This window comes from Lactobacillus selangorensis (assembly GCF_001437205.1).
Classification (GTDB): domain Bacteria; phylum Bacillota; class Bacilli; order Lactobacillales; family Lactobacillaceae; genus Paralactobacillus; species Paralactobacillus selangorensis.
This window is the reverse complement of sequence record NZ_JQAZ01000003.1, coordinates 208,533-230,529: the sequence shown is the minus strand read 5'-3', so window position 1 is coordinate 230,529 and position 21,997 is coordinate 208,533. Positions and strand designations below refer to the sequence as shown.

20 protein-coding genes are annotated in these 21,997 nt (G+C 45.2%); 2 read left to right on the top strand and 18 right to left on the bottom strand.

Annotated features, from left to right (window positions below; genetic code table 11):
- Window positions 1-29: 29 nt before the first annotated feature.
- The 7 genes from IV40_RS05985 to IV40_RS05955 all read right to left on the bottom strand — a co-directional run bounded on the left by IV40_RS05985 (window position 30) and on the right by IV40_RS05955 (window position 8,247).
- The gene (locus IV40_RS05985) at window positions 30-1,181 is read right to left on the bottom strand and encodes a cation:proton antiporter (protein WP_057769471.1); all 1,152 of its coding nucleotides are present in this window, start codon (window positions 1,179-1,181) and stop codon (window positions 30-32) included.
- A gap of 103 nt (window positions 1,182-1,284) precedes the next feature.
- Window positions 1,285-2,796 carry a glutamate/gamma-aminobutyrate family transporter YjeM gene (yjeM, locus tag IV40_RS05980; protein WP_057769470.1) on the bottom strand — a complete coding sequence of 504 codons (1,512 nt, stop codon included), beginning with the start codon at window positions 2,794-2,796 and terminating at the stop codon, window positions 1,285-1,287.
- A gap of 107 nt (window positions 2,797-2,903) precedes the next feature.
- Complete coding sequence (locus tag IV40_RS05975; protein ID WP_057769469.1) at window positions 2,904-3,176, bottom strand: hypothetical protein; 273 nt, start codon at window positions 3,174-3,176, stop codon at window positions 2,904-2,906.
- Between the two features lie 121 nt (window positions 3,177-3,297).
- Window positions 3,298-3,774 carry an SsrA-binding protein SmpB gene (smpB, locus tag IV40_RS05970; protein WP_057769468.1) on the bottom strand — a complete coding sequence of 159 codons (477 nt, stop codon included), beginning with the start codon at window positions 3,772-3,774 and terminating at the stop codon, window positions 3,298-3,300.
- A gap of 29 nt (window positions 3,775-3,803) precedes the next feature.
- Window positions 3,804-6,239, bottom strand: coding sequence for a ribonuclease R (rnr, locus tag IV40_RS05965; protein WP_057769467.1), 2,436 nt, complete (start codon window positions 6,237-6,239; stop codon window positions 3,804-3,806).
- A gap of 92 nt (window positions 6,240-6,331) precedes the next feature.
- Complete coding sequence (secG, locus tag IV40_RS05960; RefSeq protein WP_057769466.1) at window positions 6,332-6,568, bottom strand: preprotein translocase subunit SecG; 237 nt, start codon at window positions 6,566-6,568, stop codon at window positions 6,332-6,334.
- 98 nt (window positions 6,569-6,666) lie between these two features.
- Window positions 6,667-8,247 carry a ClC family H(+)/Cl(-) exchange transporter gene (locus tag IV40_RS05955; protein WP_057769465.1) on the bottom strand — a complete coding sequence of 527 codons (1,581 nt, stop codon included), beginning with the start codon at window positions 8,245-8,247 and terminating at the stop codon, window positions 6,667-6,669.
- A 166-nt stretch (window positions 8,248-8,413) separates the two neighbouring features.
- On the opposite strand from IV40_RS05955, the gene IV40_RS05950 reads away from it, so the two are divergent.
- Window positions 8,414-9,859, top strand: a complete 1,446-nt coding sequence (locus IV40_RS05950; protein ID WP_057769464.1) for an APC family permease — start codon at window positions 8,414-8,416, stop codon at window positions 9,857-9,859.
- Between the two features lie 127 nt (window positions 9,860-9,986).
- Here IV40_RS05950 and IV40_RS10590 read toward each other — a convergent pair whose 3' ends face one another.
- The 7 genes from IV40_RS10590 to IV40_RS05910 all read right to left on the bottom strand — a co-directional run bounded on the left by IV40_RS10590 (window position 9,987) and on the right by IV40_RS05910 (window position 17,403).
- The gene (locus IV40_RS10590; RefSeq protein WP_201782050.1) at window positions 9,987-10,406 is read right to left on the bottom strand and encodes an aldo/keto reductase; all 420 of its coding nucleotides are present in this window, start codon (window positions 10,404-10,406) and stop codon (window positions 9,987-9,989) included.
- Between the two features lie 135 nt (window positions 10,407-10,541).
- Window positions 10,542-11,852: a phosphopyruvate hydratase gene (eno, locus tag IV40_RS05940; RefSeq protein ID WP_057769462.1), complete on the bottom strand. Its 1,311-nt coding sequence runs from the start codon at window positions 11,850-11,852 to the stop codon at window positions 10,542-10,544.
- A gap of 189 nt (window positions 11,853-12,041) precedes the next feature.
- A complete protein-coding gene (tpiA, locus tag IV40_RS05935; protein ID WP_057769461.1) occupies window positions 12,042-12,794 on the bottom strand; it encodes a triose-phosphate isomerase in 753 nt (250 codons plus the stop codon).
- 89 nt (window positions 12,795-12,883) lie between these two features.
- Window positions 12,884-14,098: a phosphoglycerate kinase gene (locus tag IV40_RS05930; protein ID WP_057769460.1), complete on the bottom strand. Its 1,215-nt coding sequence runs from the start codon at window positions 14,096-14,098 to the stop codon at window positions 12,884-12,886.
- Between the two features lie 113 nt (window positions 14,099-14,211).
- Entirely contained in the window at window positions 14,212-15,234 is a 1,023-nt protein-coding gene (gene gap, locus IV40_RS05925) for a type I glyceraldehyde-3-phosphate dehydrogenase (protein WP_057769459.1), read from the bottom strand.
- Window positions 15,235-15,272: 38 nt separating this feature from the next.
- The gene (locus tag IV40_RS05920) at window positions 15,273-16,310 is read right to left on the bottom strand and encodes a sugar-binding transcriptional regulator (RefSeq protein ID WP_057769458.1); all 1,038 of its coding nucleotides are present in this window, start codon (window positions 16,308-16,310) and stop codon (window positions 15,273-15,275) included.
- 598 nt (window positions 16,311-16,908) lie between these two features.
- Entirely contained in the window at window positions 16,909-17,403 is a 495-nt protein-coding gene (locus IV40_RS05910) for a DUF1541 domain-containing protein (RefSeq protein ID WP_057769457.1), read from the bottom strand.
- 274 nt (window positions 17,404-17,677) lie between these two features.
- On the opposite strand from IV40_RS05910, the gene clpP reads away from it, so the two are divergent.
- Window positions 17,678-18,286, top strand: a complete 609-nt coding sequence (gene clpP / locus IV40_RS05905) for an ATP-dependent Clp endopeptidase proteolytic subunit ClpP (protein WP_057769456.1) — start codon at window positions 17,678-17,680, stop codon at window positions 18,284-18,286.
- 223 nt (window positions 18,287-18,509) lie between these two features.
- On the opposite strand, the gene IV40_RS05900 is transcribed toward clpP, so the two are convergent.
- The 4 genes from IV40_RS05900 to rapZ form a co-directional block, all read right to left on the bottom strand.
- Window positions 18,510-18,959 (bottom strand): MarR family winged helix-turn-helix transcriptional regulator, encoded by a 450-nt coding sequence (locus IV40_RS05900; protein WP_057769455.1) that lies wholly within the window; start codon window positions 18,957-18,959, stop codon window positions 18,510-18,512.
- Between the two features lie 75 nt (window positions 18,960-19,034).
- Complete coding sequence (whiA, locus tag IV40_RS05895; protein WP_057769454.1) at window positions 19,035-19,985, bottom strand: DNA-binding protein WhiA; 951 nt, start codon at window positions 19,983-19,985, stop codon at window positions 19,035-19,037.
- A gap of 8 nt (window positions 19,986-19,993) precedes the next feature.
- Window positions 19,994-21,040 (bottom strand): gluconeogenesis factor YvcK family protein, encoded by a 1,047-nt coding sequence (locus tag IV40_RS05890; protein WP_057769453.1) that lies wholly within the window; start codon window positions 21,038-21,040, stop codon window positions 19,994-19,996.
- Window positions 21,037-21,921 (bottom strand): RNase adapter RapZ, encoded by an 885-nt coding sequence (gene rapZ, locus IV40_RS05885; protein WP_057769452.1) that lies wholly within the window; start codon window positions 21,919-21,921, stop codon window positions 21,037-21,039. The genes IV40_RS05890 and rapZ overlap by 4 nt, the downstream gene beginning before the upstream one ends.
- Window positions 21,922-21,997 lie beyond the last annotated feature (76 nt).

Here is a 21,997-nt window from a genome sequence, read left to right as displayed (position 1 = left end):
TCCAACTCAGGGGGTTCACTTCACGCCCATCAATTTGGACGTGCTTTTTGCATCTTAACGGCCTGCTGAATCATAAACGGCGCCACTAAGGTCGTGATTAAAATCACCAGAATCAAGCTCGAATAATAATCCTTTGATAATAAATGGCTGCGATAGCCAATTTGCGCCACAATCAAGGCCATTTCACCCCGTGAAACCATGCCGCAGCCGACGAGATACGCACTGGTATGCGAAAAGCCGGCCAGACGAGCCCCCAGTCCTGCACCGAATAGTTTGGTCGCAATCGCCAGCAGACTCATCACAACGATGAACCAGAAATCGGACTGAATGCCGGCAAACGACATGTTGAGTCCAATGCTGACAAAGAAAACGGGAATGAAGACGGCATAACCAATGGGTTCGACGGCTGTAACGATCTCATCCCGATACTTTGTCTGGCCAATCGCAATGCCAGCAAAAAAAGCACCGACAACGTCGCTTAAACCGACTAATTCTGCCAATTCGGCTAAGGCTAGGCCCAATACTAACGCTGTAATCACCACCGCATATGGTGCCTGTAAATGTTCGCTCAGCGACATGATTCCAGGAACAACCCATTTGACGGCCACAAATAAACCGACAAAATACAACAACTCGAGTCCGAATTTCAAACTGAGATTGACCTGCTGGCCGGTGCCCATGACCGTCGACAAGACGCTCAACAATAAAACGGCCAGAATATCATCGACCACAGCCGCTCCCAAAATGGTCGTCCCTTCTTTGGAACTTAAAATGTTCGCATCCCGTAAAACAACCACCGAAATCGAGACCGAAGTGGCTGCAAAAACAACTCCGACCAAAATGCTGTCCTGCTGGGTCAATCCAAAGGCCAGGCTCGCCAGCGGCATCAGCACCATCGGCATCACGACACCTAAGACGGCCACAAAAACACTTGGTTTAAAATATTTTTTGAGCAGTCCTAAGTCGCTTTCCAATCCGGCTAGATACATTAGCAGGACGACCCCCATTTCGGAGAAATCATGCATAAAAGCAGACGGACGAAGCCAGCCTAACAGCGCCGGTCCCAAAATCACACCAACCAAGAGTTCGCCCACCACCGCCGGAATATTGATCCGATTGCAGAAATGGCTTACCCCCAAAGTCACAATTAAAATGAGTGCCAGTTCTCCTAAAAATGTCATCCGTTCACCCTTTCCATACAAAAAACGATGGTTCCCAAACACGCCCTTTCAACCCAGAAAAGGCAGCTTTCTTGAAAACCATCGTTTCAACCTAAATGTCTATTTAATTTTGATTCTTGACGTACTTATTTTCGTAGTGCGAGTACATCCACCATGCGACGCCCCCGAAGAGGATTGGTCCAGCGGCCGTTTCAATGGCCTGCAGATAATCGCCAGTCAAAGCTGGTTGCAGAATCGTGAAGAAGTTCGCAAACCCGACACTGAATAAGACGAGCCAGACACAAACTTCCGTCGTCCACTTCTTATGGAACATTTCGAACGGCTTGACGATATTCTTGTTACGTTTGAAGCCAAGGAACGCAAAGGCAACGAACATATACGGAATAGTCATCGAAACATTGGTCATTGAAATCAGGATATTAAAGAAAGCCTGTGCATCGCTGCCCCCGAAGGAAACAATTGCGATGATGACAATGACAATAATCGCCTGTGACCACATTGCATTAACAGGCATCCCATTGCGCATCTTGGTCCAGCTCTTTGGCCAGATCTGCTTAGGAGTCCCTTCAATCAGCTGCTTGAGTGGTGAATAAATCAATGTGAAGAAACCACCAGTCAAGGACAGGAACATTGAAATCCCCATGTAACGGCTGATCCATTCACCAAGTGTCACAGCAGCGGCACGTGACAAGTGCATTGCCAATCCGAGCTGATACCCCATGTTATTCATCATGACATAGGAAACGTTCCCCATCGTCACTTTAACCGTTCCGAATTCTTCAAAGGTAAACTTCCAGTTGGTAAACGTCCCAACCATGAAGATTCCCAAGGCGTAGCCGACGGAAATGACAATCGCTGAAATCGTCAAAGCACGTGGCACCGTCTTTTCAGCATTTTCAGTTTGATCGACTAATCCGCCGACCACTTCCAAACCGCCATAAGCGAAGATTGCAAAGACGGTAAAGCTGAAGATTGAAGTCATTGAATGATAATCTGGGTTCGGTGACACAAAGAAGGCCCGCAAGCTCAACGGCTGCGCCATGTGACCGTTTAAAATCAAAATGATAAAACCGCCTAAGAACAGCAGGATGTTAATCAAAGCAACGGCTGTCCCACCAACAGAAGTGATTTTTTTAATCCGATCCAAACCATGTGATGAAACATATGTTAAGAAGATGATCCAAACGATGGCTAAAATCCCTAAAGTCTGGACCCCGTTCAACATTCCGAAGAGATGCCAACTCTGAGTTTTATCTACCCCGAAAATGGCATTGGACAATGGAATCCAGATCCCAGAACCAACGTTAACCATCCAAATGATATAGGAAGCATACCACATAAATGTTCCGACAAAAGCAAATTTTGGATTATACGAGTTCGCCATCCATGAATACATACCGCCTTTTTCATCTTTAAAAGCAGCACCATATTCGGCAATCATAAATGCATACGGGATAAAGAAGACTACTGCCGCAAGTATGTACCAAAGAATTGAGGCATATCCCATTAAATAAAAGGCCTTGGTAATATTGGTAAAACCAAAGACCGAGGTAAAGATCATCAAAATCAACGCACTAAGGGTTAACTTTGATTTCTTTGCTGACTGATCAGCCATTTCATCGACTCCTAACCTTTAGATAAATTTAAATTCTATAAGACTATTATACCCCGTCTGACGGTAACTTGCTCAAAAAAGATTAAACTTTCATGAGCTTTTTCTTATTAAGACTCATCAGCCGCCCATGTGCCGGGCATTATCAGCTGAATCTGATATTCAGGATCCTGATAGCCATTGCGAGTCAATGCCGTTTCAATGGCCTCGACCGTATATGCGTCTTTTGTCGCCGGCTGCAGTGTCCACGCCGTTTGGGCTGAATTGGCCGACCACTTCCCCATTGCGGCTAAATGCGAATCCTTATTGGGGTCAAATGAGCCAGTCGGCCGCAAAAACGTGACCCGAACGACGGCTAATACTTGATCTGATTGTGCTGCCATGCCATCACCCTCCTTAATTGTATCTACTTTAATTTACGCTCATTTGCTATTTAATGTAAAGAATATACCCTTTTATACACTAAAAACGGACTCGCACCAGTTTCGGTTTGAGTCCGTTTATTTAACGATGTTCCTTTAAAGCACGGGCAATGTCACGTTTTTGTTCCTTGCGTTTCAAGCTTTCGCGTTTGTCATAGGTATGTTTCCCTTTGGCAACGCCAATCAAAACTTTGGCAAAACCGTGTTTCAAATACACCTTCAGCGGCACCAAAGTTACCCCTTCAGTTGCAGTTGCATCGCCTAGTTTTTTAATCTCCTTTTTATGAAGCAGAAGCTTGCGATTTCGCAACGGGTCCACGTTGAATTGATTGCCCTGCTTATAAGGACTGATATGCACATTTTCCAGCCAGACTTCGCCACGCCGCACTTGGGCAAAGCCATCACGGAGCTGGATCTTGCCGTCACGGACCGACTTGATTTCCGTACCGGTCAGTGCGACCCCTGCTTCGTAAGTGTCCAAGATGGTGTAGTCATGTCCTGCTTTTTTATTTTGGGCAAGTAAATTATCCGGCTTTTTTTGTGTTTTCCGTTTCGCCATCAATACCACCTGCTTTCAGGTTTGTTCGTTTAGTGATTGCCTTTATTCGGCTTATTCCGTTTCGACTGATACCGGTTCGTCGAACCTGTCTGCTTATGCGGACGGTTGCCGGTACTTGGACGATGAGAACGATGCTGATTGTTATTCCCGCCGTTATGATTATTGTTGTTGCGATTTGAAGAACGATGGTCATTCGGCTTGCCGTTGCCACGACGTGGACGACGGTCATTATTACGTTCCCGTTGTGTGGCACGCCGCTGCTTTTGCGCACTATTCGCTAATTCAGCGTCTTCCGGCATCTTCTGGCCTGGAACCAATGAGAAGTCGATCTCACGCTGGTCGACATCGACCCGTTCAAGCTTGACCTTCAACGGCTGGCCTAAACGATAGATTCGATGTGTGTGTTCCCCAACTAATGCTAATTGGTTCTCGACATAATCGTAATAGTCGTCGCTGAGTTGGGAAATATGAATCAGCCCTTCGACGGTATTCGGTAATTCGATAAACATCCCGAAACTCGTGACCGAACTGATCACCGCATCGAATTCCTGCCCGACCTTGTCCTGCATGAACTCAGCCTTCTTAAGATCATCGGTAGCCCGTTCGGTATCAATGGACCGGCGTTCCTGCGTTGAACTCTGAGTGGCAATGCCAGGCAGCTTTTCAGCCCATTTATCCTTTTCAGCTTCCGTTGTGCCGTGGTCGAAGTAGCTGTGAATCATCCGGCTGACAGTCAAATCAGGATAACGGCGAATCGGCGAGGTGAAATGCGTATAGTACTTTGCAGCCAGCCCGAAATGGCCCAGCTGTTCATCGGCATAGTGCGCCTGTTTCATACTCCGCAATGTCATCATCGTAATAACCGGTTCTTCCGGTTTTCCCTGCACTTCGGCAAGAACACCCTGCAGCATCTTCGGGGTCACTTTTTTACTGGAACCTTTGACAACTAAACCAAAGTTGGTAATAAATTCGAAGTACTTCTTGATTTTTTCATCATCTGGCGTTTCATGGACACGGTACAAGAATGGGACATGTTTCTTATAGAAATGTTCCGCAATCGTTTCGTTGGCGGCGAGCATAAATGATTCGATCGCCCGTTCTGACAAGCCGCGATTGCGCAGCACGATGTCAACCGGCCAGCCTTGGTCATTGACAATGATTTTGGCTTCTGGTTCTTCGAAATCGATTGCCCCACGACGATGACGCATGTTGAACAGAATCTCATGCAGGTCTTTCATGTCTTCAAACATTGGAACCAGCTTGGCATATTGTGTCCGTAAGGCCTCATCACCGGCTAAAATCTGATTGACGTTGTTATAAGTCATCCGTGCGGTCGACTTGATGTAACTTGGGAAGATGTCGTGTTTCACAACTTTCCCTTCTGGATTGATTTCCATTTCACAAGTCATGGTTAATCGGACAACATCCGGATTCAAGGAACAGATTCCGTTCGACAATCTAAAGGGTAACATTGGAATGACCCGATCGGTCAAATACGTACTCGTGCCACGTTCAAATGCTTCCCGATCCAGTGGCGAATCTTCAGTCACATAATGGCTGACATCGGCGATATGAACCCCCAAATGATAATTGCCATTCGGTAATTTCCAGACGTTGACAGCATCATCGAAATCTTTCGAATCGTCGCCATCAATCGTGACAACCGCCTGATCGGTCAGATCACGCCGACCTTCTAATTCTTCCGGCTGGACAGTATCTGGAATGGCATTCGCTTGTTCCAGCGCATCATCGGGAAAATCGACTCGAACCCCATGGTCGTAAACAATCGTTAAGACATCGACACCAGGATCGTTCTTGTTGCCCAATGTCTTCGTCACGATTCCCAGCATGCTTTCTTGGTGTTCGTTATCCGGATAAGCGGTGATTTCGGTTTGCACCATGTCGCCGGCTTGCGGCTTCAATCCGCTGGCGGAAACATAGATAGTATACTTGGCCAATTTCTTATCATGGCTTTGGACCATACCGAAAAAGCCTGTTTCGTCCTGCTGGGCATCGGAATACGGTGTAAATTCACCGACAATCTTTTCTGTATTGTGTTCCACGATGGCAACGATCTTGCCTTCTGGCCCTTTATCCTGTAAAGGTTGCGCCGGCTTCAGAATGTCGATCTGAACCGTGTCGCCGTTTAAGGCAAAATCGGTGTTCATCGGTGCGATGAAGGCGTCTGGTTCATCCGGATCGATCGTTACGAACCCAAAGCCGCGATCGTTGGCATGGAAAACCCCTTCGACTGGTTTCTTAGGATTGTTCAGGCGGAAATCACCTTTGCTATTCATCGTGATTAATTCTTTTTCTTCCAATTGGGCCAAAGATTGGACCAATTTACGGAAGGTATCTGCCCCTTTTAAATGGAGCTTCTGGTTGATATCGCTGATCGAAAATTTTTCATCTGGTGCATCCTTGAAGATGTCCAGAATTTCTTTGCGTAATTGTTGTTCTGCCACGAAATGGCACCTCTTTTCAAATTCTGTAGATAAAATGTTTTTTCAAGAAAAAGGTCTCCTGTCACCACAGGAGACCTTTGCTTACTCAAGTTTTAGTGGGACGAAATATACATCAGAGCTAATGCCAGCACGAAGAAAATGACCCCTAAGACAACAGTCACTTTTTCCATGAAAGCCTCAAATCCACGTGACTTCTGCTTTCCGAAAAGGTCCGTGCCGCCGCCTGATAATGCACTCAGCGCATCCTGCTGCTTGCTGGGCTGCATCATGACCGCGATCACGATTAAGATAGAATCAGCTAAAAGGAGATTCAAGATCAAGTTATACACGAAGATTTCCTCCTCTTCTCAATGAGATTGGTTCCTAATTCACTCGATAGAATTCTTTTCCTATTTTATCATTTTATAGGACGCTTGTCGATTGTGACTTACGGATTGGTGGCGAGTTCGCTCATTTGCGCCACTGTTTGTTCGATCTGATGCCGCACAATACTGATTTGACCCTGGTCAGCCAGTAAAATCAATGTGTCGCCAGCTTGAATCAGCGTATCGCCATGGGGAATCACATTGCGATCACCCCGCCGCAAACCAATCAAGAGACTCTGTTTAGGCCACTTGAAATCACGCACCTGCAGATTATCCATCGCACTGCCCTCAAAAACGGGCATTTCAAACCGCTGCATCTGATGGACCTGCTTCAAATGGGTCGACACTAGCAAGCGATCCAGCAACGACTGGTAAATCGGTGCGCCGCCCAATAAATCAACCACAATATAGGCCGTCAAGGCCATGACGGCCAGTGGCATCAAATGCTGCAGGTTGCCGACCATTTCCGTTACTAAAAGAATCGCCGTAAAGGGGGCCTTGGTGATACAGGCAAAATAAGCCGCCATAGCGAAGATAATCAAATTGGTAATATAAATCGGATCGAGCCAGCCTAATTGACTGAGGACAACACCATAAATCGCGCCTAAAATGGCGCCAAATGTCAAAATCGGCAGGAAAAAGCCGCCTGGCAGGCCCGAACCATAGGAAATCATCGAGAAGAAGAACCGGATGACGGCCAATAACAATAGAAAACGAAGCGTCGGCGTTTGGACAGCGAGCCGTAAAATAACCTGGTTGCCGCCGCCCAGCATGTGGATATCAAACATCCCAATCGGAATCACTAACAGAAACGGAATCACGCCATCCACCCAGCGAGGCAGTTTCAGCCACGAATACCACTTGGACTGTGCTAACAAAAACCGTTGATACACATAACCTAATAAACCTAATAAAATACCCAGCACAATCAAATGACCATACTGGCTGATTGGAAAGCTGTGCGCATAACGAATCTGCAGAACAGGTTTCAATCCGAATACATTGGCCGAAATAAAATCGGCCCCCAGTGCACTCGCCAGCGAGGTCATCCACACTAACGGCGAAAAATTATGGTAGATTTCTTCAAGGACGAATAATGTCCCGGCGATCGGCGCATCGAAGGCAGCTGCTAAACCGGCAGCGGCCCCGCTGGCAATCATAATCCGTCGGTTGGACCCGGAATCGTGATGCCATTCCGCCACGCCCTGCGCTAATGAAGCCCCCAACTGAATCGAAGGTCCTTCACGGCCTAAAAATAGACCTGAACCGATACTGAATAAACCGGTGACGAATTTCTTCCAGAACACCGGCCACCATGGATAATCGAGTTCGCCTTCCAGCTGGCCTTCGACTTGGGGAATTCCAGAACCGCTGATTTCCGGTGCTGTTTTGACAATCCGGCCGATAATCAATGCAATCACAATACTGCCGATGACCCATGCACCCAAACGCAGCGGATGACTCGCCAACGTTGGATAAATTTTCATCACCCAGTTTAATCCGGTTTCGATTAGAAACCGAAAGGTACTGACGACGATACCGACTAGGACTCCAACGATCAGTCCCCTAATAATAAAACGCAGCCGGATTGGATTAAACTGGCGTTTCTGCCCTTTTTTTGCCACCAACAAGTGCCTCCTCATTTGTTCTTTCCTCCCTTTAAGTATAGCACACCGTTACGCCCGACAATAATGGCAAAATTATGATAAAAATAAGCAAATCTAAATAAAAATATAAAAAAGTTCTCATTTTAGTGGCTCATTTTGTTATTTTTTTATATGATATTTCTTAACGAAAGGAGAATGATACATGGATTCAATCGATTCACAAAAAAAGTTGCGTTGGTATAATATTGCTCTTATTTCCTTCGTATCCGTTTGGGGACTCGGAAACGTCGTTAACAATTATGCGAACGAAGGGTTGCCCGTTGTTACTTCCTGGATTTTAATCATCGCACTCTACTTTGTCCCGTACGTAATGATTGTCGGACAATTAGGGTCAACGTTTAAAGATGCCGGCGGTGGTGTTTCTTCCTGGGTCAAGTCGACCTCGACAAAACGTCTCGCCTATTTTGCCGCCTGGACCTATTGGGTGGTCCATGTGCCCTATTTAGCGCAAAAACCGCAAAACATTTTGATTGCCTTGAGCTGGGTGTTCAAAGGCAATGGTAATTTCATCAATACTGTCAGTTCCCTGACCGTTTCAATCATCTGTTTGGTCATCTTCCTGTTCTTCCTATGGGTGGCCTCCACTGGGGTCGCGACCTTGAATCGAATCGGGAGTATTGCCGGAACGGCGATGTTCATCATGTCACTGTTATTCATCCTGCTGGCTGTTTCAGCCCCTGCAATGACCGGTGCTAAAATTGCGACGCCAAACATGACCAATATCAAATCTTACATTCCGCATTTTAATTTCCAATACTTAACCACCCTTTCAATGTTAGTTTTCGCCGTTGGTGGCGCTGAAAAGATTTCACCGTACGTCAATAAAACGAAAAACTCATCGAAAGAATTTCCAATGGGTATGCTGATTCTGGCCGGTATGGTCGCTGTTTGTGCCATCTTAGGTTCATTTGCAATGGGAATCTTATTCGATTCGCATCACATTCCATCTGACTTGATGGCCAACGGTGCTTATGACGCCTTCCAGCGTCTCGGAAATTATTACCACGTCGGAAATGTCTTCATGATTCTGTATGCGATTGCCAATGCAATGGCTTCGATTTCAGCCTTAGCCATTTCAATCGATGCCCCATTACAGATTCTCTTGAGCGATGCCGATCCGAAATACGTTCCCAAGGCTTTAGCCAAGAAAAACAAGAAGGGCACCCCTGTCAATGGCTACATTATGACTGGGATTTTGGTCAGCTTGCTAATCATCGTACCTTCATTGGGAATTGGCAATATGAACGAACTTTACAACTGGCTGCTTAATTTGAACTCCGTTGTGATGCCACTCCGTTACCTCTGGGTCTTCTTCGCCTTCATGATGCTAAATCGTCAGAGCAAGAAGTTCACTTCAGATTACAAATTCATCAAGAATCCGCATGGCGGCTACTTGATTGGGTTATGGTGTTTCGTCTTTACGGCCTTCGCCTGCATCATGGGGATGGTTCCAAAGACAAACATGGCAGCCAACCCAAGTGCATGGTGGTTCCAATTAGCTTTGAACATCATCATGCCGATTTTCTTAATCGTTTTAGGCTTGATTCTGCCAGCCATTGCGAAACGCACCAACAAAGCAAACGATTAAAACACAACCTTAAAAAAACGCTTGGAAAATTTCCAAGCGTTTTTTGTTTCCCATGCGTAAGCAATGTGACGTGCGCCAAAATTGCTAGAACCGGCATAATACCACCTTACCTTGTGCAATCACATTCTCATAAGCGCCAAAAGCCTCGTCCCAGTCGATGTTGTGATCGATATGGTGCATCTGGTAGAGATTCAACGTGATCGGTCTGTAAGCGCCGTAAAGAGGCGTTTAAATGGTGGTACAGTTTGTAAGCCGAAACACCAGGCTCATCATTCGGTCCTTCAAGCTGGTTTTCCATTGCGCCGTAAAACTTTGTTCCTAAAATGACTTGTTCACGCCGCTGCTCGCCCTGTGCCAACCAGCGGCCGATTATTTCTTCCGTCCAGCCAGAATGGCCGCCGCCATCTCGTTTGCGGCCATAAACATCAGCTGTATCGAAGAAATTGATGCCGAGTTCCAAGGCGCGATCCATGATCTTGAATGAATCTTCCTCCGACGTACGGGGTCCAAAATTCATTGTCCCTAAGACTAAACGCCTTACCTTCAAACCCGTCCGTCCTAATGTTGTCTATTCCATTGCGAAGACCTCTTAGTGGGTTTACTGAGATGGCTCTAAGTCAAATTTTTTAGGCACAAAAAAAGCATCCTGCTGCAGCGGGATGCTTTTTAAATGGTTTAAAGATTACTTAGGTTGAACACCCTTGTCTTCAAGGTTGTAGAAGCTGTTGATCCCTTTGTATTGGGCAACGGCACCTAATTGATCTTCAATGCGCATTAACTGGTTGTACTTCGCAATACGATCAGTCCGGCTCATTGAACCAGTCTTGATTTCACCGGCATTAGTTGCGACAACTAAGTCAGCGATAGTTGTATCTTCAGTTTCACCGGAACGATGTGAAACAATAGCTGTGTAGCCAGCTTCCTTAGCCATTTCAATGGCATCGAATGTTTCTGACAAAGTACCGATTTGGTTAACTTTGATAAGAATTGAGTTAGCAACGCCCATATCAATACCCTTTTGTAAGTATGATGTGTTTGTAACAAAGAGGTCATCGCCGACGATTTGTACACGGTCGCCTAACTTCTTTGTTGCTTTTTGCCAGCCGTCCCAGTCATTTTCATCGATTGGATCTTCGATGGAGATGATTGGATACTTGTCAACTAAGCCGCTTAACAGATCGATGAATTCATCGGTTGTGTAGCTCTTGCCGTCACCCTTCAAATCATAAGTCTTTGTGTCTGCGTTGTAGAATTCTGATGAAGCGCAGTCAAAGGCAATCGAGATATCTTCGCCTGGTTTGTAACCAGCACGTTGGATAGCTTCGATTAAGATTTCAAATGGTTCCTCATTGTTCTTCAAGTCAGGAGCAAAACCACCTTCGTCACCGACAGTAGTTTGGTCGCCGCGTTCTTTAAGAACTTGTTGTAAGTTATGGAATGTTTCTGAACCCATCCGAACAGCTTCGTGCATGCTCTTAGCACCGACAGGCATAATCATGAATTCCTGGAAGTCGACGTTGTTTGAAGCATGAACACCACCATTGATAACGTTCATCATTGGTGTTGGCATAACGTGTGCGTTCGGGCCGCCAAGGTATTCGTACAATGGTAAGCCTAATTCATCAGCAGCAGCATGTGCAGCAGCTAAAGAAACGCCTAAGATTGCGTTTGCGCCTAATTTACCCTTGTTAGGAGTACCATCTAAGTCGATCATGGCCTTATCAATCGCGCGTTGATCAGTAACGTCCATGCCGATGATGTGCTTTGCAATCACATCGTTAACGTTGGCAACGGCTTTTAAAACGCCTTTGCCCATGAAACGAGATTTGTCGCCATCACGTAATTCAACGGCTTCATGTTCACCAGTTGAAGCACCTGATGGAACGATGGCACGGCCGAAGCCGCCATCTTCTGTGTACATTTCGACTTCAACAGTCGGATTGCCACGTGAGTCTAAGACTTCGCGTGCCAAGATATCAGTAATAACAGACATGTGAGATTCTCTCCTTTAATGTGTGTGACACACAATAATTTCATCTTTCAAAAGTGGTATCAATTAAAAAATGAGTTTTATTTCCAAAATTGTGTGATATACGACATGTATCCTCGATTCGACTAGTCGATGACCTGCAGTATCATTTACCAGTTTCGTCAATTACTACACCCTTATTTTACCAAAAAACTAGTCCTGATAGTGAACTAATTGCAAGAATGATTCAGGATCTAAGCTGGCACCGCCAACTAAGCCGCCATCAATGTCTTCTTTAGACATTAAATCTTTGACATTAGCAGGTTTTACGGAGCCACCATAGAGAATATGAACACTGTTTGCTGTGCCTTCGTCATACAAATCTTCGATTGTGTGACGAATCATCTTGCAGACTTCTTCGGCTTGGTCACTTGTAGCTGTCTTACCAGTACCGATGGCCCAGATTGGTTCATAAGCAATTACTAAGTTAGCAACTTCATTGGCGGAAATTCCCTTCAATGCAGCTGTTACTTGACCGCTGACCCATTCGTCAACTTTGCCGGCTTCACGCTTTTCAAGAGATTCACCACAGCAAATGATTGGTGTGATTTGATTCTTGATTAAAGCATGTGCCTTTTTGTTGATGTCTTCGTCAGTTTCTTTGAAGTAGCCACGGCGTTCGGAATGACCGATGATGCCGTAAGTAATGCCCATTTCATGAAGTGCTAATGGTGAAGTTTCACCGGTGTAAGCACCATCGTCTTCAAAGTAGCTGTTTTCAGAAGCAACTTTTAAGTTCGGAACCTTTTGATCCAGTAAAGTCTGTAAATCAATTGCTGGAGCAGCAATGATTGAGATGACTTCGCTGTCACTAGGCAACTTGCCAGTGATTGCTTGTGCAAATTCAGCCGTTTCTTGTGGATCTTTATTTAATTTCCAGTTACCCGCCATAATAGGTGTACGCATAATTAAACTTCCTTTCAGAAAAGCCATTTGCGGACGGAACGCGAGGCGTCCCTTTTGTTGCCGTTCGGGATGGCATCATTCGTCAAAAATTAGTTTTTATCGTCGATTGCTGCGATACCAGGTAATGTCTTGCCTTCGAGGTATTCGAGGGAAGCACCACCGCCAGTGGAGATATGAGTAATCTTGTCAGCAACGCCTAATTCCTTAACAGCAGCTGTTGAATCACCACCACCAACAATTGTTGTGGCATCTGTCAATGTACCAAGGAACTTGCCGATTTCGTAAGTACCCTTTGCGTAGTTAGGCATTTCGAACACACCCATTGGGCCGTTCCAAACAACTAATTTAGCATCTTTTAAGATTCCTTCAAAGTCTGCGACTGTCTTAGGACCGATATCAAGTGCCATCCAGCCATCAGGAATTGCACCATCAACAACTTTATGAGGAGCATCATTCTTGAATTCTGTTGCAACAACAGAGTCAACTGGTAAGACAATCTTGTCACCGTACTTGTCTAAGATTTGCTTAGCAACATCAATCTTGTCTTTTTCAACTAAGGAATCACCTGTTGAGAGGCCTTTAGCAGCGTAGAATGTGTAAGTCATCCCACCGCCGATTAAGACATGGTCTGCTTTTTGAGCTAAGTTTTCGATGACACCGATCTTATCAGAAACCTTAGCACCACCTAAGATAGCAACATATGGATGGCTAGGATTGCTTGTTGCGCCGCCTAAGAACTTGATTTCCTTTTCCATTAAGAAACCAGCAGCAACCGGCTTGTTTTCACGATGCATTGCTTCAGCAATACCAACGTTGGAAGCATGGCTACGATGTGCAGTACCGAATGCATCATTGACAAATTCATCGCCAAGGGATGCCCAGTATTCGCCTAATTTAGGATCATTCTTGCTTTCGCGCTTGCCAAAGTCATTATCGATATCTTGGAAACGAGTGTTTTCCATGAGTAAGACGTCGCCGTCTTTCATGTTATCGATGGCTTTTTCAAGTTCAGGACCTTCGTTAGTAGGAACGAAAGTAACTGGCTTCTTTAATAATTCGGATAACTTTTCAGCAACTGGCTTTAAAGTTAATTCTTTCTTGTCAGCATCAGACTTAACACGGCCTAAATGTGAAAGTAAGATCAACTTGCCACCATGATCGCTAACGTATTCGATAGTTGGTAAAGCAGCGACGATCCGGTTGTCATCGCCGATTTTACCGTCTTTGATCGGCACGTTGAAGTCAACGCGCATTAAAACTTTTTTACCTTTTAATGGTAAATCAGAAACAAGTAATTTTGCCATAATGCAAAAACCTCCTAGATTATGTTTTACTTCCTAAAACAAAAAAAGCGGAAGGAGTTTGCCTCCCTCCGCCTTTTCGAGTGATTCGACTGGTAATTATTGAAAACTACTTATTAAAGAGTAGCGAACTTCAATAATGTACGAACCATCTGGCATGTGAAACCATATTCGTTATCGTACCATGAAGCTGTCTTAACTAATTGCTTGTCGCCGACAGTTGTAACTTCTGTTTGGGTAGGATCGAAGATAGCACCGAATGTTGTATCGATAACATCGCTAGAAACGATTTCGTCTTCGTTGTAACCAAATGAAGGATTGTCAACAGTGTACTTCTTAACAGCAGCGTTAACTTCGTCAGCTGTAACAGTCTTGTTTAAGATTGTAACTAATTCAGTAACGGAACCATCAGGAACACCGACACGTTGTGCATGGCCTTGTAACTTGCCGTTTAATTCTGGAAGAACTAAACCAATAGCCTTAGCAGCACCTGTTGAATGAGGAATTGTGTTGATAGCAGCAGCACGAGCATTACGTAAGTTACCCTTACGATCTGGGCCATCAAGTAACATTTGTGTTGATGTGTATGCATGGATAGTTGTCATAGTACCAACTTCGATACCAAATTCCTTGTTCAAAGCGTTAGCTAATGGTGCAAGGGAGTTAGTTGTGCATGAACCAGCAGAAACGATCTTGTCGCCAGCATCCAAAGTATCATCGTTTACACCGTAAACGATAGTCTTCAAATCATTGCCAGCTGGAGCTGAGATCAATACACGTTGTGCACCGGCATCCAAATGAGCTTGTGCCTTAGCAGTTGATGTGTAGAAGCCTGTGCATTCAAGGACGAATTGAACGCCATCATTCTTAACCCACGGAATGTTCTTTGCATCTGGTTCAGCATAAACACGGTACTTCTTGCCGTCAACAACTAATGAATCATCAGTTGAGCTAACTTCACCTTTGAATGTGCCATGTGTTGAATCATACTTCAACAAATGAGCTAACATAGCTGGTGATGTTAAATCGTTGATTGCAACAACTTCGATATCATTAGACTTTTCGCCTAATTCATAGATGCGACGGAAAGCTAAACGACCAATGCGGCCAAAACCATTAATACCAATCTTTACAGTCATACTGCAATTTCCTCCTTTAGGAAAATAAAAGATTTATTTTAAAGGGTTGCCCCTTTTAAAATCATTTTAGCAGCACCTTCATCAGTTATCAACCATGTTTGATGAGGTGCGTTTTTCATATATGCGTCGATTGCCTTTGCTTTCGACTCGCCGGCTGCCACAGCGATCACATATGGTTTATTTTTAAGATCCCGAATCTGCATTCCGATTCGTGGTATCTTGTAGACAACTGAACCTGCAGCATTAAAGAAATACCCGAATGCTTCGGCAACAGCCCGACGTTGCTCGAGAAAGTCGATGACATCCGAACTGAGATGGCGGCGTTTTGCCATTGTCAGGGCCTCACCAATACTATGTAACACAGTTTGGCTTTTGTCAATAAGGGTAACCACTTCTTTAATACTTGGTTCTTTCATGAGGGACGCATAGGTGTCCGGACTGACGTTTTCAGGCAGATACATTGCCCGATATTTGCCGTCCGAATGCTTGGCCATCTGCGCAGCAACGTTATTAGCTTGAATGGTAACATTCTCACCAACGCCGCCCCGTGCCGGCACAAACAATAATTCACGGCGATCTGATAACTTCGGCGTCAATTCGGTGGCCACACGTGCCATCGTTGTGCCACCCATCACCGCTATAATATCACGACCCAGCGGCAAAATGATCTGTAACGTCTGATTGACCATTTTACCAATCTCTGCCATCACCTTCGGCTGTTCGTCGCTGTTACCTGAAATAATCAGGCAGCGTTCAATGCCAAGATACTGACTGAGCTTTTTCTCGGTGTGACTGACACCCAAAAACTGATTCATCACATGGGAAATACCCTCATAAACCTCGTTCCCATGCTTTGTCAAAACCATACCTGATTTGGTTGAATTTAGCAAACCTTGTGCCTTCAAGAAATCAGTTTCGGTTCGTAACACACGTTCGCTGACATTCAGCTTCTGAGCGAGGGAACGTCGTCCGATCGGCTCCATCCAATTGATGTTTTGCAGGATCTGATAACGTTTCGTAATGACACTCATCAAATCCGGTGCAATATCTTCGATCCAATTAAAGTCGGAGTGCATTTGCAATCTACCTTCTTCGATAGGGACATAATATGTCCAACGGTGTCAATAAGCGACCCATGTCAACCAAAAAATAAAGAAACATACTTGTTTAAGCTGCTTCTCTCTCCCTTGGAACAAATTCATTATAGCACCTCCCTAACGAAAAACAAGTGTTTTTGCGGGCCGCTTTCACACCTAAAAACAGTTGTAAACGTCCAAAAACGACCAATCACAAAAACCGAAAAGACTATTTTTCGGAAAACCGTGACAAACTAGCCTTTATTCTAAATGAAAAGAAAAGCGATGTTCGGTTTCAACGGGTTTCGATTTTCTGTAAAAAATATTTTAGCAAAAAAGGTTTGCATTTTTGCGGCTGATTCGTTAAACTAGTTAAAGTAAATGCGCGGTTAGTGTAATGGATCGCACGCAAGATTCCGGTTCTTGAAATCTCGGTTCGACTCCGAGGCTGCGCATAACCGATTCGTTCGTCGGTCAAAAAACGGACGTGGAGCGGAGCAACACAAAAGAGGCATTCATCACTGATGAATGCCTCTTTTTTTGTTTAGATCTGAAAAATGAAACCGGCTTTGTTCCTTATTCAAGGATGGGGAACTCGTTAATCACCCGTTTCTTCAGTGGCTTCACGAGTCTGCATTTCGGACTGCAGGAACCAGCGATGATTCATCATTGCCTGCTGGCCTTGATATGGCGGCACATCGACAATATAGATATTTTCATCGGCTGAATCAACGATGGTTGCCTTAGCACCCTTCATGCCGGGCATGTGAGCTGCTTCCATCGTGATTTCGGTGCCGTTCGCTAACGCCGGCGAATCATCGGTTTCACCTTTGATTTCCCGCTGGATAATCCACTTATGATCTTTAACAAACGTATGATCATTGGTCGTATAAAAGTCAACGGCATAGGCACGCGTGTGATAGCCAGCGACGATGGTTGCCGGTGCCCCTTTCATCTTCATAATCATATGCGCCATCACATGATCGACCAGCAAAGTGACTTGGTCGCCCTTTTCATAGCAAGGGTCAACTGCTGGTTCAAGTCCATCCAATGGCACCTGTTCATTTTGATTGGCATTCATTTTCATATCCATTCCGAAAATCTCCTTTCGAATCATTTTGATCGTTTCTATTATCTAATCATCTTGCCCAAAAAGGGGAAAATTAGTCTCGGCATACTGCCTAGATACCATTCCTTTTTCTAACGCTCGCCGCCGGTGGAATGCTATACTACGTAGTGGAAACACCCTTCCTGATTTTTCAAAAAAAGTTTTAAAAATCATTTGACCTTTTTTGACCAATGCGCTACAATTTGCACTGTATTCGCAAGAGTGCTAAAAATCATTCCCATATTTAGGAGGTAAAGCGATGTTAGTGCCTACAGTTATTGAACAAACTTCACGTGGGGAACGTTCCTACGATATTTATTCTCGTCTGTTAAAAGACCGGATCATCATGGTTTCCGGCGAAGTAAATGATCAAATGGCAAACTCTGTCATTGCCCAATTACTTTTCTTGGATGCCCAAGATTCCGATAAAGATATTTACATGTATATCAACTCACCAGGTGGTTCCGTTACTTCCGGACTCGCCATCATGGATACGATGAACTTCATCAAAGCCGATGTTCAGACGATTGCCATGGGGATGGCAGCTTCAATGGCCAGCATCCTTTTGACAAGTGGTGCCAAGGGCAAGCGTTTTGCATTGCCAAACGCAACCGTCCTCATCCATCAGCCATTAGGCGGTGCTCAAGGGCAGCAAACTGAAATTGAAATTGCAGCCCAAGAAATCTTGAAGACACGCAAGAAGTTGAATACGATCTTATCCGATACAACTGGCCAGACAATGGAACAGATTCAAAAGGATACCGACCGTGATAATTACATGACTGCCGACGAAGCCAAAGCTTATGGCTTGATCGATCACATCATGGTCAACAAGAATAACGATAAAACACAAAAAGACGATGAATAATCGTAACTGTTAAAAGGCCGTTGCAAGCGCAACGGCCTTTTTTAATGCCGCCCCGCAACAAAAATAAAGCTGTGCCATAGGTGCCGCTCCCACAAAAAAAGTTTCCCAAATGCAAAAAACTGCATTTGGGAAACTTTTTTATTTTGACAGATTAAACACGATAAGCCAGCTGGGTGGATATGCCGACGAAGTCAAAAAACGACTTCGAATACATTCCCATTTTTTACACTAATTCGCCATCGGGAATATCTGCTAAGTGTGTTGTAACTTCATTGACCTCGCCCCGCAGATGGTCATATTCCTCCTGCGAAAAACCAATGTGCGTCATACAATCGCCAACATGGGCATAAACTTCCGGCTTCATCCGCTTGCCTTTAGCCGTCAGCGAAATATAGACCCGGCGTTCATCTTCTTTGGCCCGGCGCCGATTGACCCATCCCTCTTTTTCAAGCCGTTTGAGCAAAGGAGTCAGCGTGCCGCTATCTAAATGCAAGTCATTGCCTAGTTCTTTGACAGTCAAACTGCCCTTTTCCCATAAATCAAGCAATGAAATATACTGCGGATAAGTCAGATGATATGGGGCCAGCGCCTTTGCATAAAAGTGGTTATATTGTTTCTGGGCGCGATAGATCGCAAAACATAATTGTTCATTTAATAATATAGGCTGCGTCAATTGAGTTCTTCCTTTCTTTTCGGTACCCACTCCCATTGTACACAACCAAAGCAGAGATATAAAATTATTTTTAAACTATTGTGCAACTGCTTGCACTTGCAGTTTTTCGGCATACGCATTGAGCTTACGCAGCCGGTGGTTGACACCCGATTTGGAAATCGTGCCGCTTGGCAGCAGCGTTCCTAATTCCTTCAGGGAAATATCCGGATGTGCTAAGCGGACCTGCGCAATTTCCTGCAACTTAGGTGGCAGTTCATCCAGGCCGATAGTATTCTGCAAATATTTGATATTCTCGACCTGACGGGCCGCAGCGTCGACCGTTTTGTTCATATTAGCCGTTTCGCAGTTGACCAGCCGATTAACGGAATTGCGCATGTCCCGGACGATTCGAATGTCTTCAAACTTCAGCATGGCATTGGTAGCACCGATAATTTGGAGGAAATCGGCAATTTTTTCGGCTTCTTTCAAATAAGTGATGTAACCGCTGCGGCGTTCCGTTGTGCGTGCATTCAGGTCGAAATGATTCATCATTTTAGCGATATCGTCATTATGGTCCTCATACAGAGAGTAAATTTCCAAATGGTAACGGCTCGTCTCCGGATTGTTGACGGAACCGCCAGCCAAAAAGGCCCCTCGCAGGTAAGAACGCATCCGCTGTTCTTCATTCATCATTTCGCTGGAAACGGCAGTATTGATCGTTAAATGATCGTTAGTGACGATATTGAGATCGTTTAAGACCCGTTCCGTGCCCTGTCGTAAGCGCACGACATACTGATTGTTCTTCTTCAGTTTCATTTTGCGGCGGACCAGTAACTCCGCCTCAATATGGTAGTTTTGTTTGATCAAACTATAGATCCGCCGTGCAATGGCTGGATTCTCCGTCTGGACATTCAAAATAAACTGGTGATTATAGAGCCCGAGTGTCCCGTTCATCCGAATCAATGCAGCCAATTCGGCACGTGCATGCTCTGGATGGACTTCGAGTAAAGTCAGCTCTTTCTTGACCTCACTTGCATAAGATGCCATTGTGTCACCTATCTTTCTATCTTGCGTTCTCCTGAACGACTGCCTGATTGCAAGGCTAAATTCAGAATTTCGTGGGCAACTTTGGCCCCATTATGAAACACACCATTATCCCGGAGCTCGACAAAATTGTCGGAAATGACCCGGCAGCCCATTTTGCGGAGCCCTTTAAAGTCTGGTGTGACCTGATTTAAAATTTCATTGTATTTTTGCCGGTTCAAATAATGTTCCGGCACCTTTTCGGAATTGACTAGAACGGTATCGACAAACGGCTGCCCGAGATGTTCATTGAGCACTCGAACGTGGTCAGCATCGGTAAAGCCTTGTGTTTCGCCCTTCTGAGTCATGATGTTGCAGACATAAACCACTTCGGCTTTCGTCTGCTTAACGGCATTGCCGATATTTTCAATCATTAAATTGGGCAGGATGCTGGTAAACAGACTCCCAGGCCCCATCACGACGACATCGGCATCCATGATTGCATCGATGACCGGTTGGACCGCTTCCGGCTTTCGTTCGGGGTCCGCCGAATCAGTCACCCAGATATTGTGGATTCGTTTGCCGGCGGCCGAAATTTCAGCTTCGCCAGCAACTTCAGAGCCGTCCGTAAAATGCGCATTCAGTGTCAGCGGCCGGTTAGAAGCCGGATAAACATGCCCGTCGACATCCATCATGTGCGACAATTCCTGAACGGCTGGGAAGATTCCGTTTTCCATTTCAGACAAAGCGGCAATAATCAGATTACCGATCGCATGGCCTGAAAAGAACGAGTCACTGCCTTTGAAACGGTATTGGAAAATATCCAAATCCAGCTCCGGCAAATCAGATAACGCCACCAAAACGTTGCGGATGTCACCAGGCGGAACGACGTTAATATAATTTCGAATCAGACCTGACGACCCACCATCATCGGCGACCGTCACAATCGCCGTTGTATCGGCGCCTTGTTCCCGCAAGCTCTTCAGAATGACTGGCAAGCCGGTCCCGCCGCCGATCATGACGACTTTCGGCCGGCGCCCCTGAATGATGCGGACAATTCGATCGTGTTTTGTACTCATGAACGATTGACACTCTCCTTCCGTTTGTTGATATCACGGTGCGTAATATCAACGGCATAGTCCTGCTCCAAATCATGGCCAGTCCGTTCGGCAAGTGCCACCGAACGATGCTGGCCGCCAGTACAGCCGATGGCAATTGTCAGACTGGTTTTGCCTTCTTTTTGATAGCCCGGCATAATCAAACGCAGCATATCAATAAACTTGCTGTAAAATTCTTCCGTTGCTGGCTGGTTCATCACATAATCATAAACCGGTTTATCGAGTCCAGTCATTGGTTTGTATTCAGGAATATAAAACGGGTTCGGCAGAAAACGAACATCCATCACAATATCTGCATCGATTGGCAATCCATATTTAAATCCGAATGACATTACTTCGATATGGAAGGTCGGCATCGTTTCATTCTTGAAGTTCTCGAAAATCTGTTCACGAAGCTGACGAGGCGTCAAGTTAGTGGTATCAATCACTAATTGCGACTCTCCTTTGACCTTAGCCAGTAATTGGCGTTCCTTGACGATTCCGTCCATCAGACGGCCCTCCATGGCCAGCGGATGCGAACGGCGTGTTTCCTTGTAACGAGCAACTAATTCTTCATTTGTCGCATCCAAAAAGAGGATTTTTGTATCAATAAAATTGGTATTATCTAATTTTGAAATTGCGGAGATGATCTGATCATAAAAAGCCCGTGACCGTAAATCAATCACTAGCGCTACTTTGGTCACTTCACCCGATTTCTTCACTAATTCCCAAAATTTGGGCAGCAATGCAGGCGGCATATTGTCGACACAGAAATAACCCAAGTCTTCAAAACTCTGCATGGCAATCGTTTTACCGGCTCCGCTCATTCCTGTAATAATCACTAATTTTAACGTATCTGACATCGTCAAACTCCCTTTTCAGTTTAGAACCCTATTTAAAATGCGGCTTTGCATCCACCGCATTTAACCTGCGAGTATT

Excerpts from the sequence above, each read along its gene's own strand:
- IV40_RS05985 (WP_057769471.1), bottom strand. The coding sequence starts at position 1,181 with ATGACATTTTTAGGAGAACTGGCACTCATTTTAATTGTGACTTTGGGG.
- yjeM (WP_057769470.1), bottom strand. The coding sequence starts at position 2,796 with ATGGCTGATCAGTCAGCAAAGAAATCAAAGTTAACCCTTAGTGCGTTG.
- IV40_RS05975 (WP_057769469.1), bottom strand. The coding sequence starts at position 3,176 with ATGGCAGCACAATCAGATCAAGTATTAGCCGTCGTTCGGGTCACGTTT.
- smpB (WP_057769468.1), bottom strand. The coding sequence starts at position 3,774 with ATGGCGAAACGGAAAACACAAAAAAAGCCGGATAATTTACTTGCCCAA.
- IV40_RS05955 (WP_057769465.1), bottom strand. The coding sequence starts at position 8,247 with ATGAGGAGGCACTTGTTGGTGGCAAAAAAAGGGCAGAAACGCCAGTTT.
- IV40_RS05950 (WP_057769464.1), top strand. The coding sequence starts at position 8,414 with ATGGATTCAATCGATTCACAAAAAAAGTTGCGTTGGTATAATATTGCT.
- eno (WP_057769462.1), bottom strand. The coding sequence starts at position 11,852 with ATGTCTGTTATTACTGATATCTTGGCACGCGAAGTCTTAGACTCACGT.
- tpiA (WP_057769461.1), bottom strand. The coding sequence starts at position 12,794 with ATGCGTACACCTATTATGGCGGGTAACTGGAAATTAAATAAAGATCCA.
- IV40_RS05930 (WP_057769460.1), bottom strand. The coding sequence starts at position 14,098 with ATGGCAAAATTACTTGTTTCTGATTTACCATTAAAAGGTAAAAAAGTT.
- gap (WP_057769459.1), bottom strand. The coding sequence starts at position 15,234 with ATGACTGTAAAGATTGGTATTAATGGTTTTGGCCGCATTGGTCGTTTA.
- IV40_RS05920 (WP_057769458.1), bottom strand. The coding sequence starts at position 16,310 with ATGCACTCCGACTTTAATTGGATCGAAGATATTGCACCGGATTTGATG.
- IV40_RS05910 (WP_057769457.1), bottom strand. The coding sequence starts at position 17,403 with ATGGATATGAAAATGAATGCCAATCAAAATGAACAGGTGCCATTGGAT.
- clpP (WP_057769456.1), top strand. The coding sequence starts at position 17,678 with ATGTTAGTGCCTACAGTTATTGAACAAACTTCACGTGGGGAACGTTCC.
- whiA (WP_057769454.1), bottom strand. The coding sequence starts at position 19,985 with ATGGCATCTTATGCAAGTGAGGTCAAGAAAGAGCTGACTTTACTCGAA.
- IV40_RS05890 (WP_057769453.1), bottom strand. The coding sequence starts at position 21,040 with ATGAGTACAAAACACGATCGAATTGTCCGCATCATTCAGGGGCGCCGG.
- rapZ (WP_057769452.1), bottom strand. The coding sequence starts at position 21,921 with ATGTCAGATACGTTAAAATTAGTGATTATTACAGGAATGAGCGGAGCC.